13 protein-coding genes and 1 pseudogene are annotated in these 13,835 nt (G+C 49.5%); 3 read left to right on the top strand and 11 right to left on the bottom strand.

All coding sequences use genetic code 11. The annotated features are described in order from the left end of the window. Positions 1 to 35: 35 nt before the first annotated feature. From DXD92_RS14670 to DXD92_RS14645, 6 genes are all read right to left on the bottom strand, one after another. Positions 36 to 662 carry a GntR family transcriptional regulator gene (locus tag DXD92_RS14670; protein ID WP_118640865.1) on the bottom strand — a complete coding sequence of 209 codons (627 nt, stop codon included), beginning with the start codon at positions 660 to 662 and terminating at the stop codon, positions 36 to 38. 214 nt (positions 663 to 876) lie between these two features. Beyond that, positions 877 to 1,308 carry an RrF2 family transcriptional regulator gene (locus tag DXD92_RS14665; protein WP_055226207.1) on the bottom strand — a complete coding sequence of 144 codons (432 nt, stop codon included), beginning with the start codon at positions 1,306 to 1,308 and terminating at the stop codon, positions 877 to 879. 147 nt (positions 1,309 to 1,455) lie between these two features. Next, positions 1,456 to 1,824, bottom strand: coding sequence for a prenylated flavin chaperone LpdD (locus DXD92_RS14660; RefSeq protein WP_243038225.1), 369 nt, complete (start codon positions 1,822 to 1,824; stop codon positions 1,456 to 1,458). Further along, complete coding sequence (locus DXD92_RS14655) at positions 1,818 to 2,393, bottom strand: UbiX family flavin prenyltransferase (RefSeq protein ID WP_118640861.1); 576 nt, start codon at positions 2,391 to 2,393, stop codon at positions 1,818 to 1,820. The genes DXD92_RS14660 and DXD92_RS14655 overlap by 7 nt, the downstream gene beginning before the upstream one ends. A gap of 18 nt (positions 2,394 to 2,411) precedes the next feature. Beyond that, positions 2,412 to 3,812 carry a subtype B tannase gene (locus DXD92_RS14650; RefSeq protein WP_118640859.1) on the bottom strand — a complete coding sequence of 467 codons (1,401 nt, stop codon included), beginning with the start codon at positions 3,810 to 3,812 and terminating at the stop codon, positions 2,412 to 2,414. A gap of 74 nt (positions 3,813 to 3,886) precedes the next feature. Continuing rightward, positions 3,887 to 5,356 (bottom strand): UbiD family decarboxylase, encoded by a 1,470-nt coding sequence (locus DXD92_RS14645; RefSeq protein ID WP_118640857.1) that lies wholly within the window; start codon positions 5,354 to 5,356, stop codon positions 3,887 to 3,889. A gap of 229 nt (positions 5,357 to 5,585) precedes the next feature. Between DXD92_RS14645 and DXD92_RS14640 the strand changes: the two genes are divergently transcribed. Further along, positions 5,586 to 6,485, top strand: coding sequence for a LysR family transcriptional regulator (locus DXD92_RS14640; RefSeq protein ID WP_158581791.1), 900 nt, complete (start codon positions 5,586 to 5,588; stop codon positions 6,483 to 6,485). Positions 6,486 to 6,586: 101 nt separating this feature from the next. After that, positions 6,587 to 6,841: pseudogene (locus DXD92_RS19565) on the top strand (beta-galactosidase); the annotation flags it as partial. Between the two features lie 119 nt (positions 6,842 to 6,960). Here DXD92_RS19565 and DXD92_RS14630 read toward each other — a convergent pair. Continuing rightward, a complete protein-coding gene (locus tag DXD92_RS14630) occupies positions 6,961 to 8,268 on the bottom strand; it encodes an O-acetylhomoserine aminocarboxypropyltransferase/cysteine synthase family protein (RefSeq protein WP_118640853.1) in 1,308 nt (435 codons plus the stop codon). Between the two features lie 399 nt (positions 8,269 to 8,667). Between DXD92_RS14630 and DXD92_RS19720 the strand changes: the two genes are divergently transcribed. Continuing rightward, positions 8,668 to 8,769, top strand: coding sequence for a DUF6783 domain-containing protein (locus DXD92_RS19720; RefSeq protein ID WP_416388354.1), 102 nt, complete (start codon positions 8,668 to 8,670; stop codon positions 8,767 to 8,769). Positions 8,770 to 8,910: 141 nt separating this feature from the next. Here DXD92_RS19720 and DXD92_RS14625 read toward each other — a convergent pair whose 3' ends face one another. From DXD92_RS14625 to DXD92_RS14610, 4 genes are all read right to left on the bottom strand, one after another. Then, the gene (locus tag DXD92_RS14625) at positions 8,911 to 9,819 is read right to left on the bottom strand and encodes a LysR family transcriptional regulator (protein WP_117804465.1); all 909 of its coding nucleotides are present in this window, start codon (positions 9,817 to 9,819) and stop codon (positions 8,911 to 8,913) included. Positions 9,820 to 9,941: 122 nt separating this feature from the next. Next, the gene (cysK, locus tag DXD92_RS14620) at positions 9,942 to 10,874 is read right to left on the bottom strand and encodes a cysteine synthase A (protein ID WP_117804466.1); all 933 of its coding nucleotides are present in this window, start codon (positions 10,872 to 10,874) and stop codon (positions 9,942 to 9,944) included. Positions 10,875 to 11,014: 140 nt separating this feature from the next. Continuing rightward, positions 11,015 to 11,539 carry a spore maturation protein gene (locus DXD92_RS14615; protein ID WP_117801829.1) on the bottom strand — a complete coding sequence of 175 codons (525 nt, stop codon included), beginning with the start codon at positions 11,537 to 11,539 and terminating at the stop codon, positions 11,015 to 11,017. A 76-nt stretch (positions 11,540 to 11,615) separates the two neighbouring features. Beyond that, positions 11,616 to 13,826, bottom strand: coding sequence for a glycoside hydrolase family 36 protein (locus DXD92_RS14610; RefSeq protein WP_118640851.1), 2,211 nt, complete (start codon positions 13,824 to 13,826; stop codon positions 11,616 to 11,618). Positions 13,827 to 13,835: the final 9 nt, after the last annotated feature.

Below are 13,835 nucleotides of genomic sequence, written 5' to 3'. Positions count from 1 at the left end.
GGAATTCTTCGTTTCCATACACTCTGTCTCATTTCTTACCCACAAAAATCCGCCAGATCCTCTTTCAGATAGTTCTGCGTCTTCTCCAGATCTTTCTCCCGGATACTCTGCATAATATCGTTATGATGCGCAATGTCCAGTGCCGGGTTTACGTTGGACCAGGTCTGCCAGTAAAACTGGGCGTAAGCGCGTTTTAAGACGTTCATGGTGCGTTCAAGCTCCTGATATGCGTAAGCGTTGCCGGAGAAGGAAATCAGCTTCAGATGGAATGCTGTATTTGCCTCCCAGTGATCCCATACGCTGTCGGTGCTCTGTTTGCATCTCTCATCAATCTCGGCAAGCTCCGCCAGATTTTCTTCGGTGATATGTCCGATCAACTGACGAAGATATCCGCCCTCGAGAACAAGGCGGAAATCCAGAATATTCTGCGCCTCTTCGCGGGACACGCTGACAACCTGGTAGCCGAAGCGCGGGAAGCTGCGGAGGATTCCCTCATTGCAGAGCGTCACAAGGGCTTCACGGATCGGTGTCTTGCTGCAGCCGAATTTCTGTACCAGCTCCTGCTCGTTGATAATTTGATTGGGTTTATATTCATCGGTAAAAATGCCGTTCAAAATGGCCTGATATACCATATTTTTAAGGCTTTCCTGTTGTTTTTTCATAAGGGGAAACTCCTTATCTTTTATTTTCTTCACTTTTACGCATCCTGATTTTTTTCTTCTCCAAATGCGCCCTATTTTTTATCTTAACAAATTTTTTTTTGCTTGTAAATGCCGTGCTCCCAGATTTTTACCGGTAAAAAAAAGGAAAATGATGTTTTCACCATTTTCCCTCTTCTGTTCCCTCATTGGACGTTATCGCTTATTCTGTCTGCCGTCAGATTACATACTCATTCGACTTCTGCATCTGCCATTCCACCAGATCTGCCAGCGTAATATTGTCCACCACACTGTTGATGGCATCGTTCAGTTTTTTCCAGAGCATCACCGTAACGCACTGATCTTCCCTGCCGCAGTCGGCGCCGTCTTCTACACAGTCCACCGGCGCAAGGCTGCCCTCGGTCAGACGCAGGATCATGCCCACGGTATATTCTTCCGGCTTTCGTTTCAGGGAATAACCGCCCGCCGGGCCGCGCACACTTTTTACGAAACCAGCTTTATTCAAAATCGAGATGATCTGTTCCAGATATTTTTCCGAAATCTCCTGCCGCTTTGCCACATCTTTCAAACGCACCGGTTCGCCGGTATTGTTGAGTGCCAGATCCAGCATCAGACGAAGCGCATACCGTCCTCTTGTCGAAACTTTCATTTTATTTCCTCCGAATATATGTCATGATAAAAATACCTTCTTTTATTTTATTCCATATTCTCTACATATTCAATAGGAAATATAACACAAACCCAAAGCATGTCCGAAAAATGCAATGACTTTTTATCCGCTTTCCATGCTTACTTATCATCTCAAATCCTGCGCAATCTCTTCTCCCATCTTCTCTACCGCATCCACAATCTCCCGGATCTGCTCTCCGGTAATTTCATCGATATGCACGCCACCGGTGCAGACGGTCACGGTACGGCAGGCACAACAGATTTTTTCCGCCAGCATCCGGCACAGTACCTCATCTTTATGTCCGGTGCGGTTCCACACCGAGGAAGTCGCACTCCAGCTCCCGTCTCCGGTCAGCGATTCTCGTGGTACGGCCTGCACCACACAGCCGATATGCGGCTTTTCTCCTCCGGCGAGACAGATCTGAAAGTCCTCACCGAGCTTCATTACCGTCACTTCCATCGTGCATCCTGCGGCTGTTGCCTTTTTTGTCAGCATTCTTTCCATCTCCGGTACTCCTTTACTTCCACGCCGAACGGCGAAAGCAGTTTGGCCGCAAGATGTGTCACCATATCGTCGATGGACTCCGGTTTCTGATAAAAGGTCATCATCGGCGGAACAATCCATACATTTGACAATCTCGACAGTTCGTACAGATTCCGCAGATGAATTTCACTCATCGGTGTCTCCCGTGCTGCCAGTACAAGCGGGCGTTTCTCCTTGATCGTCACATCCGCCGCACGCAGCAGCAGATTGTCGGTGTATCCGCTTACAATTCCTGCCGCTGTTTTCATGCTGCACGGCACAATCACCATGCCTTCTGTCCGGTACGACCCGCTCGCCGGGCCTGCACCGATGTTGTCCTGCTCGAGCACTTCATCTGCCAGCGCTTCCACCTGCGAAACACTCCAGTCTGTCTCCTGTTCCAGCGTCAGCTTTGCACTGCGGCTCATCACCAGAAGGGAACGGTATTCCTCACTATCCCGCAGAATTTCAAGGCACTTCATCAGCAGCGGCATTCCACTCGCCCCGGAAGCGCCAACTACAATCCGTTTTTCCACAGCCATCCGTCTCGTTCCTTCCTTTTATCCACAGATTCCATCGATCCATGCGAATAACTCGTCGAGATCGTAGTCGCCCGCATGCGGTGTATTCCATGGGGAATGATAATCAACCTCACAGCCCGCCTCGCGCAGTTTTGCCGTCAGCATTGCCGAAATCACCAGAGAGGTGTCGCGGTCGCACTCGCCGTGGCGGATGCGGAAATGGTGTGCCTTTTGCGCCATTTCATCCATGACATATTCCATTGGATTCAGCATTTTCACGATCTTTTTTTCTGCGCGCTCACCCTGCACTTTGGTGTTGGCCGCACTGTATTCCGTGAAATGACGGCAGTTCGTCATCTCATTTCCAAACAGATCATTCTCCGGGCTTTCCAGATCCAGCGCATCGAAGGCCGGTGCGGTTTTCATGCGGGTGATGTCTTTGACATACGCCGCAAAATCCATGCTCTGCACTTTGCCGTTTTCGATGGTCAGCCACGTTTTATCCGCTAAATTCACGCCGCCGTCAAGCGCTCTCTGTGCGGATTCCATCACAATGTGTTTGACATACTCTTTCAAAGAACCTTCGCCGTCCGCATCGAGCGTCAGCGGAGCTCCGTTTTCGTCTTTTAATCCAAGGCTGTTCACATACGCCGGAAACAGGGCTTTTTCCTCAACAGATACGCGAATCTGCTCTTCCGTCATCTCGCCGTCCACCGGTGTGAAAACCGGGCGGCCGCCCTCGTCCATTTTCATGTTGGCGCGGTGGAAATCGTTCACACCGCAGAACTCCCACTCATACGCCATGTCCGCGTGCTCCAGATTGATGATCGGGCAGTAACAGGAGGCCGCAAACACATCATCCCCAGCATCCGCTGCGCCGAGCGCCTGCAGATACGGCTCGTAGTCAGGGTGGTTTCCCGTGCTTCCCATCAGGGATGACAGTGCGCCGCCGGCACTCGTTCCGTTGGTGATGATTTTATTTTCATCGCCAGGCAGCTCATCCGCCAAAAAGTGAAGATACCGCACAGCCGCTTTATAATCCACTACGCACGCAGGTGCTTTTCCATTATAATGACCGTCCTCACCCTTCTGCACTCTGCCGCGGATCGCTGGAGATGCTACGACATAGCCGTGCTGTAAGGCGCGGAAAATCGTATTCGGTTTTCCCTGTAAAAACGGATTCGCTCCCGGCTCGTCCGCCGGACCCGGCATATAGCCGCCAACAGTATTCGGCATGAAAACCGGCGCGCTCAGTAAATCGTAACCGTTGATGGACGTTCCCTCATAATAACTCTCCGGCACAAAGAGATTCATTTTCTGAAACTCCACATTGACCGGTTTTTCCACATAAACCAGGTCACGGAACGCCCGAAACCGGACCGTCTCCCCACACAGTGTTACTTCTTCTATGGTATAATGATTTTTCTCAAATTTCAGCATACCAGGCTACTCTCCTTTTTTGACAAAATATACTTTTTAGAACACAATATAACATTTTTTTGCAAAACATGCTTTTATTCCTCGTCCAGCCAGTGTTTCGGATCAACTTCCAGAAACCTCGCCCGCACAAATCTTTTCTTCTGATCATACGGCACGGTACAGTCAAAAATTGTCTTGCATGCAATTCCGTGATCGCGGATCGATGGCGAACACGTCGGATCGTTTGACGGATCGAGCGGATGACACCGGACACCTGGGATCGTGATGATATCCGCATCGCCCTGGAACCGTGTGTTCATTGCCCAAAGAACATCGTTCATATCGAAGCAGTCCACGTCCTCATCCACGAGAAATACATGTTTCAGTTCACTGAATGCAGAAAAAGCCAGCAGCGCCGCCTGACGCTGTCTTCCCTCATCACTTGGACCAAGCTTTTTAAACTGAAGAACAGCCATATATTTTCCGCCGCCCGCAGAACCACAGTACACATTCTGGAGTCGTCCCGGCATTGCTTTTTCTACCATGCCGTAGATACTTGCTTCCGTCGGAATGCCCGCCATGGAAACATGTTCCTCGCTTGGTCCGATGCAGGTCTGCATGATCGGATTTCGCCGGTGTGTTACCGCTTTTACTTTAATCAGGCGGCACTGATCGCTCGCCGGCCCGGTATAACCCGGAAATTCCGGCATGGCGTAACCGGTGTGGCTGTTCTGATCTTCCTGCACACGCACGCCCGGGATAACCTCGCCCTCGATCACATACTCTGCATTCGCAATTGCCATCTCATTTACCGAAACGCAATGGCACAGTTCCACCGGCTCTTTCCGCAGCGCACCTGCAACCGAAAGCTCATCGTAACCAAGCGGTGTTGTCGGCGGCTCAAAGCAGGAACCGATCTCAATCGCAGGATCGACGCCGATGCTGATGGAAATCGGCAGTTTCTGGCCAAGCTCCTCCGCACGGTCTGCCATCGCGCCGATATGGCGTGCACCCGGCGTGAAGAAAATCGAAAGTTCGTCTTTTCCCTGAATACAGAGACGGTGAATCGTCACATCGTGCAGCCCGGTATCCGGGTGGGAAGCGTAACATATGCCAAGCGTGATGTACGGGCCTGCGTCATCCGGCGTGTTGGTCGGTGCCGGGACGAGGCGGTTCAGATCAAAATCGGGATCCGTCGCCAGATGCACAACCTCCTGACACGGCGGCGCACCCTGAAATTCCACCGGTGCAACCGGCTTTTCCACGCTGTGATACAGCATTTTCCCAAGATTCTCCGGCTCACAGTCCAGAAGTGCAGCCACACGCTTCCGGCTCGCCAAGACACCGATCGCAACACTTGCGTCCGGGTGGCCTTTGATATTGCGGAAAATCATTGCCGGTCCTTCTTTCGTCGGACGTTTTACCGTTCCGCCCGCGCCGACATAGCGGTAAACTCCGGCAAGCTCCGCCATCGGATCAACTGCAACATCCGTCTCGGCAAGCTGTCCCGGCATATTTTTCAATCGTTCCAGCGCACTGCGCAGATCTCTTACTTTTTCAGCCATAATCATTCTCCTTATTCCCCAAATCAAAACTGTCTCATAGAATGTTCTTTTTTGTACTCCATTCAGCCAGCAAATCCATCGGATCCTCTCCATCCACTTTCCCTGCTGCATGTTTTATCCTTTTTTATTTTAAAAAAAAACCTTTGTGGAATCAATTCGATCTGTGGTACAATTGTTTCCAGAATGGAATGAATGAAATAGAATGATTTTCAAAAGGAGGTTCTCTCTTATGACCATGGAACAGATCGACTTTTTTCTGATGACCGTCCGATGCGACACTTTTTTAGAAGCTGCAGAAAATCTTCATATCGCACAGTCCACGCTCTCGAAGCAGATCCAGAAGCTGGAATCCGAACTGAATCTCACCCTCTTCGACCGCACCCGCCGCCAGGCGGTTCTGACTCCGGCAGGCGAGCTGTTCTGCCAGGAAGCCTCAGAGCTCTCCCGCCAGTATCATCAGATGCTGCAGAAAATGCGCCACTTTAAAGAGTCGGAATGCCAGCCGCTCCGCGTCGGCTCTCTTCCGTTTCTGACGCAGTATCATCTCACCTCCCGCATCCGCGCTTTCGCACATACGCATCCGGAGGTTGAACTGATGCTGGAAGAGTGTGAAGAAAACGAGCTGATGGACGGTCTGCAGTCCGGTCGTTTTGATCTTGTCATTGCACGGGATTCCATGATCTCACCGCAGAAATATCACTTTGTACCTCTCGCAAAGGATCGTCTCTGTGTGATGCTCCCCATCGATCATCCGCTTGCAGAAAAATCTTCCCTGACAATCGCTGACATTGCCAGAGAACCTCTGATTCTTATGCATCCCTATACCTCGATTTATCAGCTCTGTATGCAACTATTTGAAAAGGCAGACCAAAAACCGCACATCCTGCGCACTGCCCGCCTGGAATCCATAATAAGCTCCGTGGAAGTCGGCGAAGCCTTAAGCCTGTTTGCCGGGAGTAACTTTGCATTGTTCCACCACCCAAACGTCACCGCCGTTCCTCTGCGCGACGCACCGCCTCTTGTGATCGGTGCCGCGTATCCGCTCAAAATGAAAGCATCAAAAAAGCCGGGAAATATCTCTGCACAGACGCTGAAATCATTTGTCTTTTTTATTCAAAATCCCGTATAAAAACACGCTTCTGGTGCTTTCAAACATGCCAGCGGCGTAACGCTGACGCAGCATGAGACAGACCTATGGTTAATAGCAGGCAAAAACAAAAATAGCTGGTAAAATGTCTGACGATCGCCGGAACCGATATTTACCATCCGATCCAGGACGATCTGACCGGTGCGGAAATCGCGTTTGGCGGTGATATGATTCGTTCTCTGAAAAACGACAACTATCTTGTTATGGAAACCGAGGCACAGGGATTTCCAGGATGGACGCCATACAAGGGCCAGCTCCGCCAGCAGGCTTACAGCCATCTTGCCTCCGGTGCAAACAGCGTCATGTACTGGCACTGGCATTCGATTCATAATACGCTCTGGCATCATAATTTCCCATGCGGTTTATCTAAGTCCAAAAAAGAAGCATGTTTGTTTTTTTCCAACACGCTTCTTTTTTTTGTATGCTTTTTTATATTCTCTTTTGCTTTGTATCCTTTTTACTGAACTGCCTCAAATGCCTCATCCAGATCCTCGATGATATCGTCGATGTTCTCGGTACCGATGGAAAGACGGATGGTGTTTGGTTTGATTCCCTGATCCAGCAGTTCTTCCTCGGTGCACTGGCTGTGTGTAGTGGTTGCCGGATGGATCACCAGAGATTTTACGTCGGCAACGTTAGCCAGCAGGGAGAACAGCTCCAGATTGTCGATGAAATCTTTTGCTTTCTGTGCATCACCTTTGATTTCAAAGGTGAAGATGGAACCGCCGCCGTTCGGGAAGTATTTTGCGTACAGTGCCTGCTGCTTTGGATCTTCGGATACAGACGGATGATGTACTTTTTCTACCTGTGGCTGGCTCTCCAGATATTTTACAACCTTCAGCGCGTTCTCTACATGACGCTCTACACGGAGAGACAGTGTCTCAAGTCCCTGCAGAAGCAGGAAAGAGTTGAACGGAGAAAGAGTTGCTCCTGTATCACGCAGAAGGATCGCACGTACTTTTGTAACGAATGCAGCAGGTCCAACTGCTTTTGTAAAGCTGATGCCGTGGTAGCTCGGGTTTGGCTCGGTCAGGGATGCGAATTTGCCGGATCCTTCCCAGTCGAATTTACCGCTGTCTACGATCACACCGCCAAGGGTAGTTCCGTGACCGCCGATAAATTTGGTTGCGGAATGTACAACGATATCTGCGCCGTACTCGATCGGGCGAACCAGATACGGAGTTGCGAAGGTGTTGTCTACAACCAGCGGGATTTTATTCTCATGTGCGATTTTTGCGAGTGCTTCGATATCTACCACATCGGAGTTCGGGTTTCCAAGCGTCTCGATGTAGATTGCTTTTGTGTTCTCCTGAACGGCTGCGCGAACCTCATCCAGATCGAATACATCAACAAATGTGGTGCTGATGCCGTACTGTGGAAGGGTGTGTGCCAGAAGGTTGTAGGAACCACCGTAAATGTTCTTTGCAGATACGATATGGTCGCCTTTCTGTGCCAGGTTGATGATGGTGTAGTTGATAGCTGCTGCTCCGGAAGCTACTGCAAGTGCCGCAACGCCGCCCTCCAGTGCTGCCATTCTCTGCTCGAAAACGTCCTCGGTCGGGTTGGTCAGACGGCCGTAGATGTTTCCTGCATCCTGGAGTCCGAATCTTGCTGCTGCGTGATCGGAGTTGTTGAATACAAAAGAAGAGGTCTGATAGATCGGCACTGCTCTTGCTCCGGTTGCCGGATCCGGATTTTCCTGTCCTACGTGAAGCTGTAAGGTTTCAAATTTAAGATTTCTTTCTGCTCTTGTTTTTTTGCTCATGATTGTATTCTCCTGTTCTGTTTTTCGTTTTTCTATTTCTTTTCATGTTCGATTTTCTATTATTTATCGGAACCGGTTGCCATCTTGTTTTGTCCATGCTGCAATGCGGCTCCGTTTTCTTTCGGTTTTATCTGCTTACACTGCAACACATGACATCATAGATCACAATTCGATTCTCTGCGAAAACTGCTCTCATTCACTTCGCTTCCTCTCGTTTTGGTGATATTTCCTATCTGTTTACAAGGATTATTATAGCGACAGTCTTCTGCTTTGTCCAATATAGAAAATTGATGGCTGGTTATAGGGTTTTCCTATAGCTATTCTTTATCGCCAATATTTTTTCTTCTGAAATTTCTATATCCAATCATGCTACATAAAACAAGATAACAAACGCCATTCATCTCCACAAGATGGGACTCGCAGCTTGCGAAAAGCCTTTTTCAAACACACTCCAGAGAGTCAAAGCGGATATTCGCAATCCGCTTCGCTACTTGCTCATAACCGAATAGCTGCTTCGCAGCTTATCAGGAGTGGCTTGTACCACTCCTGATACAAGCAAGTCCCCACCCACTGCTTATTGCTTTTCGCAATGGAAGCAGGGGACTTACTTGATTCGGTTAAAGTCTTCTTGTTTCTCCTTTTTTACAGCACAAGCTCCTTATATTTCCGAATTTCTTCCAAATACTGCTGTCCCAGTGCGCTGATCGACATACCCTTCCTGGAAATATAACCGATCATCATGTTTTCCTCCGCGTGAAGCGGCACAGCGCGGTAGTCACTGCCGTTTAATTCCTCACAGATAATGCCGGAGCAAAGCGTATAACCATTCAGTCCGACCATCAGATTCAGCATGGTCGCACGGTCATTTGCCTTAATGATTCTCTTATATTCATACGTCGAAAGCACTTCCTCTGCCAGGAAGAACGAATTGTTGCTTCCCTGATCAAATGACAGGCATGGATATTCCTTCAGCTCCTCCATGGTGATCTCCGCCTGATCCGCAAGCGGATGATCTTTCCATAGATAGACGTACGTTCCGCAGGAAAACAGGTCGTGAAACTCGAGGTTATTATCCTTCAGCAGCTTGTTCAGCACCTTCGCATTAAAGTCATTCCGATACAAAATCCCAAGCTCACTCTTGAAGTTTTTTACATCCATCAGCACATCGTACGTTCTCGTCTCATAAACCGCAAACTCGTACTCATCCATACCAAACTGCTTCACCAGCTCCACAAACGCCTTTACGGCAAAACTGTAATGCTGCATCGACACGCTGAATTTTTTCTTTCCCTTGGTGCGATAAATATAGCGGTTCTCGAGAAGCTGATACTGGTCTGTGACCTGACGTGCGTAACCCAGAAACTCCTCGCCCTCCGGGGTCAGTACTGTTCCGTGGCTGCTGCGCTTGAACAGCTCAATTCCAATCTCTTTTTCCAGCTCCTTGATTGCTCCGGAGAGACTCGGCTGTGAAATATAGAGTGCCTTTGCCGCCTCATTCATGGATCTGGAATCTGCGGCCCGAATTACGTAGCGAAGCTGTTGTAATGTCATAAGTAAAGTTCCCTTTCTGGTATAAATTAATATGCGAAACTGCCATTCGCGGTGGAGAGAAAATGCCGCGGATGGCAGTGTTCGCTGATATCTATTATTTTAAAATCTGAAGCTGTTCCCTTTTATTTGGCAAATAGGGCTGTGGAATAGTATCTGTCTCCGTTATCCGGCAGGAGCACAACGATGGTTTTGCCTTTATTTTCCTCTCGTTTTGCGAGCTGGATCGCCGCATACAGAGCTGCTCCGGAGGAAATTCCTGCGAGAATCGCTTCCTCGGCTGCCAGATATCTTCCGGTCTCGAAAGCGTCCTCATTTTCTACTTTGATGATTTCATCGTAAATGCTGGTGTTCAGGGTATCCGGCACAAAGCCTGCGCCAATTCCCTGGATTTTGTGCGGTCCGGAAACGCCGTCGGACAGTACCGGGGAGGATGCCGGTTCTACTGCTACGATTTTTACTTCCGGTTTTTTCTCTTTTAAATATTCACCCGTTCCGGTGATGGTTCCGCCGGTGCCGACACCTGCAACAAAGATATCAACCTCTCCGTCGGTGTCTTCCCAGATCTCCGGTCCTGTTGTCTTTTTGTGGGTTGCCGGGTTTGCCGGGTTCACAAACTGGCCTGCGATAAAGCTGTTCGGAATCTCTTTGGCAAGCTCATCGGCTTTCTCGATTGCACCCTTCATTCCCTTCGTTCCATCGGTCAGAACAACTTCTGCGCCGTATGCTTTTACAATATTGCGGCGCTCCACACTCATTGTCTCCGGCATGGTAAGGATCATGCGATAGCCTTTTACGGTTGCTGCCGCTGCCAGTCCGATTCCAGTGTTTCCGGAGGTCGGCTCAATGATAACCGAGCCTTCTTTTAAGAGACCTTTTGCCTCAGCGTCCTCGATCATCGCTTTTGCAATACGGTCTTTTACGCTACCTGCCGGGTTAAAGGATTCTACCTTTGCGATCAGTTTCGCCTGCAGTCCTTCTTTTTCTTCAATTCTTTTCAACTCTACCAGCGGTGTCTTTCCCACAAGATCCAGAATGCTGTCATATACCTTTGCCATCGTTGATTTCCTCCTTACTTTTGCGCTCTTTTCTCTATTTCCTTATTTCCTATTGAGTTTGTATGTTTTAAGTTGGTTCCATCTTATTCCAATTGGATGGAAATGTCAACACATTTCACTGGTATGATTAGAAAAGATCCTTACACTCCCTTTGCCAGGGCAATACTGACCGCCATTCCGACAAGAGAAGAGAACAAGGCGCCCGCCAATGTGTACCGTGTTTTTTTGATCTGCACCGCGCCAAAATAGACTGCCATGGTATAAAAAACCGTCTCCGTGCACGACATCATAATCGATGCCGCCCGTCCGGCAAAGGAGTCACAGCCCGCCTCTTTGTAGAGATCCAGCAGAAGACCCACCGCCGCGCTGTTGGAAAAGAGACGCACAACACCGAGCGGTACCAGCGCAGACGGGATTCCCGCCGGTTCCAGCACGGTTCCAAGCAGTTTTCCAAATTCCTCCAGAAATCCCGATGACCGCAGCACGCCGACCGCCGCCATCAGCCCGATTAAGGTCGGCACAATTCCGATCACCGTCCGCATGCCGTCCTTCGCCCCGTTCAGAAAATCGCCGAACACATCCTGTTTCATCAAAAGCCCCAGTCCGACCACATAAAAAATCAGCACGGGAACCATCAGATCTGAAAGCGCCGAAAGAAAACGCAAAAAATCCCCTCCCCAGAAAAATCCTATCAGATACACTCCGATACAATTTATTCCGCGGGCGGGGATTTATGTAACTTTATTTCACTTTAATCTGAAACAGACGCGCCATATACGTCTCCGGGAAGTGAATCTGCAGCGTCTTGCTGTAGTCATCGTAATGGAACACATCGCCGCAGGCCTTCGGGTAAATGCAGCTTACTTCCAGCTCTTTTCCCGGGAATGCACGGTCAAGCGGAACCTCAAAACCGGCCTCTCCGCCGCGTCTCCACACACCAAGATAAATTACATCTCCCGGCACACGGATTCCGGCTGCGAGGTGTTTTTCTTCATTGTCTGCCCATCCCATCGGCCAGAACGGAACGCCGTCCTTGATGCCGCTGCGGATCTCTTTGTAGCAGTCAATTCCCTCTTTTACAAGTTCAAACCGCTCCGGCGAAATTTCTGCGAGATGGCCGCTTTGGTGAATACGAAGCAGCAGCGCATTGACCATATTGAAAATAACTTCCTCTTTTGTGCCGTCCCGCAGCGGATATGACCAAATTGCCGCCTGCTCCGGCGTCACGCCGATGGCTGCATTCGCCGAAATCGTCGCATAATTGCGGTAATCCTCCTGATCGCTGGTCGACTGAATGCTGTTTCGCGCCAGCATCGCATAGTCCATCCGAAGACCGCCGCTCGAGCAGTTCTCAATGACAAGATCCGGATACTTTTTGTAGATGCCATCCAGCCATGCCAGATACGCTCTCTCATGCTCCAGAAGACCGTCTCCAAAACTGTCTGCATCCACTTCCGTACCAATACCAGGCTCAATATTGTAGTCCATCTTGATATAGCCGACACCGTAGTCCCGTACCACACGGTCGATGACTTCGGTCACATGCTCAATCACAAGCGGATGACGGAAATCCAGCTGATAACGGCTTCTGTCATACACACGCTTGCCGTGGCGCAGGAAGAAGCACTCATCCGGCAGAATGGAAGCCTTCTTACAGTTGATACCCATAACCTCCAGCTCCAGCCAGACACCAGGAATCATGCCCTTCGAACGAATATAATCCGTCACCTCACGCACTCCATTCGGAAAGCGCTTTTTACTCTCCTGCCACTCACCGACACTGTCCCACCAGTTGCCGTCCGCATACCAGCCGGCATCAATGACAAAATACTCACATCCGGCCTTCTCTGCCGCATCCACCAGCGGGAACTCTTTTTCTGTGGTCGGATCTCCAAACAGACAATTCATATAATCATTGAAAATAACCGGCAGATTTTCATTATCTTTGTTCGGACGGCGGATCTTTCTGCGGTACTTCGTCAAAGTACCAATCGCTTCCTCGAAATCATCAGGACCTACGCCGACAGCCACCGGAACCGTTGTAAAGGAATCTCCCGGCTTCAGGTTCTTCGACCAGTGTGACTGAATCTCTGTCGGACCGCTCACCGCCAGATAAAAATGGCAGTTCTGATCTCCGATCTCATAATGCCAGGAACCACTGTGGTCAATCTCAAAAAACAGACTCGAATCTGCCGCACTGTTTCCAATATATCCCATCGGCACATATTCCTTCGCCGACCAGTTGCCCGTATTCGTAATCTCAATCGTCTTCGAAGTTCTCTGATAATTATGCGGCTGCGTCTGCGCCATGCCAAGATCTGCAAACCGGTACTTCTTCACCGTCAGCTCCTTCTGCCATCCATTGTGAACCACAACCATCGACATCTTGTCATCCGAGCTGACAAGCTCTGGAATTCCCTCTTTCTGTTCCTTCTCAATACCCCAGTAACTAAAACTCGAAATGTACTCCAGTGTCTGGTCTTCCTTTCCTTCGTTCGTCACTGTATTGTACATTCTCGCAACCGGAATCCCATCAAAAAACTGCATCACAGACTCCACCTTCGCGCCCGTCACATCATCCGACTGCACAATCCGAAGCACATCACCCTTCCCATTTCTCTCCTCGGAAATGGAATCAAACTTCAACATAAATCCCGGAGCCGTCACAATATACTTATTTCCATGCTTCTCATACGGCCGGTTATACCCCGAAAAATTCACCTGCACCAGCTGGAAGCTCTCCTTAATCTGAGCTTCCCGCATTCCTTCCATCATCCACACTCCATCCGGCTTCCGGCAAAGATTCTCCGCGTCAAACGGTGCATGTGAAAAATGAAACAGCTTCAGCTGATTCTCTTCCGTCACCCCAAACACAATATGAATTCCATTCACATCATAACAAATCAGCTCTGCCTTGATCGGGGTCTCAATCCTGCTCGTCCATTTCTGCATCTTAAAAAC

The organism is Blautia sp. TM10-2 (genome assembly GCF_003480845.1).
Taxonomy (GTDB): Bacteria; Bacillota; Clostridia; order Lachnospirales; family Lachnospiraceae; genus Fusicatenibacter; species Fusicatenibacter saccharivorans.
Note: the sequence above shows the minus strand (reverse complement) of the source record. Positions and strands in the feature narration are given on the sequence as shown.

Bases quoted from the DNA above. Each gene is read 5' to 3' on its own strand.
- DXD92_RS14670 (WP_118640865.1), bottom strand. From the start codon at position 662: ATGAAAAAACAACAGGAAAGCCTTAAAAATATGGTATATCAGGCCATT.
- DXD92_RS14665 (WP_055226207.1), bottom strand. From the start codon at position 1,308: ATGAAAGTTTCGACAAGAGGACGGTATGCGCTTCGTCTGATGCTGGAT.
- DXD92_RS14660 (WP_243038225.1), bottom strand. From the start codon at position 1,824: ATGCTGACAAAAAAGGCAACAGCCGCAGGATGCACGATGGAAGTGACG.
- DXD92_RS14655 (WP_118640861.1), bottom strand. From the start codon at position 2,393: ATGGCTGTGGAAAAACGGATTGTAGTTGGCGCTTCCGGGGCGAGTGGA.
- DXD92_RS14650 (WP_118640859.1), bottom strand. From the start codon at position 3,812: ATGCTGAAATTTGAGAAAAATCATTATACCATAGAAGAAGTAACACTG.
- DXD92_RS14645 (WP_118640857.1), bottom strand. From the start codon at position 5,356: ATGGCTGAAAAAGTAAGAGATCTGCGCAGTGCGCTGGAACGATTGAAA.
- DXD92_RS14640 (WP_158581791.1), top strand. From the start codon at position 5,586: ATGACCATGGAACAGATCGACTTTTTTCTGATGACCGTCCGATGCGAC.
- DXD92_RS14630 (WP_118640853.1), bottom strand. From the start codon at position 8,268: ATGAGCAAAAAAACAAGAGCAGAAAGAAATCTTAAATTTGAAACCTTA.
- DXD92_RS14625 (WP_117804465.1), bottom strand. From the start codon at position 9,819: ATGACATTACAACAGCTTCGCTACGTAATTCGGGCCGCAGATTCCAGA.
- cysK (WP_117804466.1), bottom strand. From the start codon at position 10,874: ATGGCAAAGGTATATGACAGCATTCTGGATCTTGTGGGAAAGACACCG.
- DXD92_RS14610 (WP_118640851.1), bottom strand. From the start codon at position 13,826: ATGCAGAAATGGACGAGCAGGATTGAGACCCCGATCAAGGCAGAGCTG.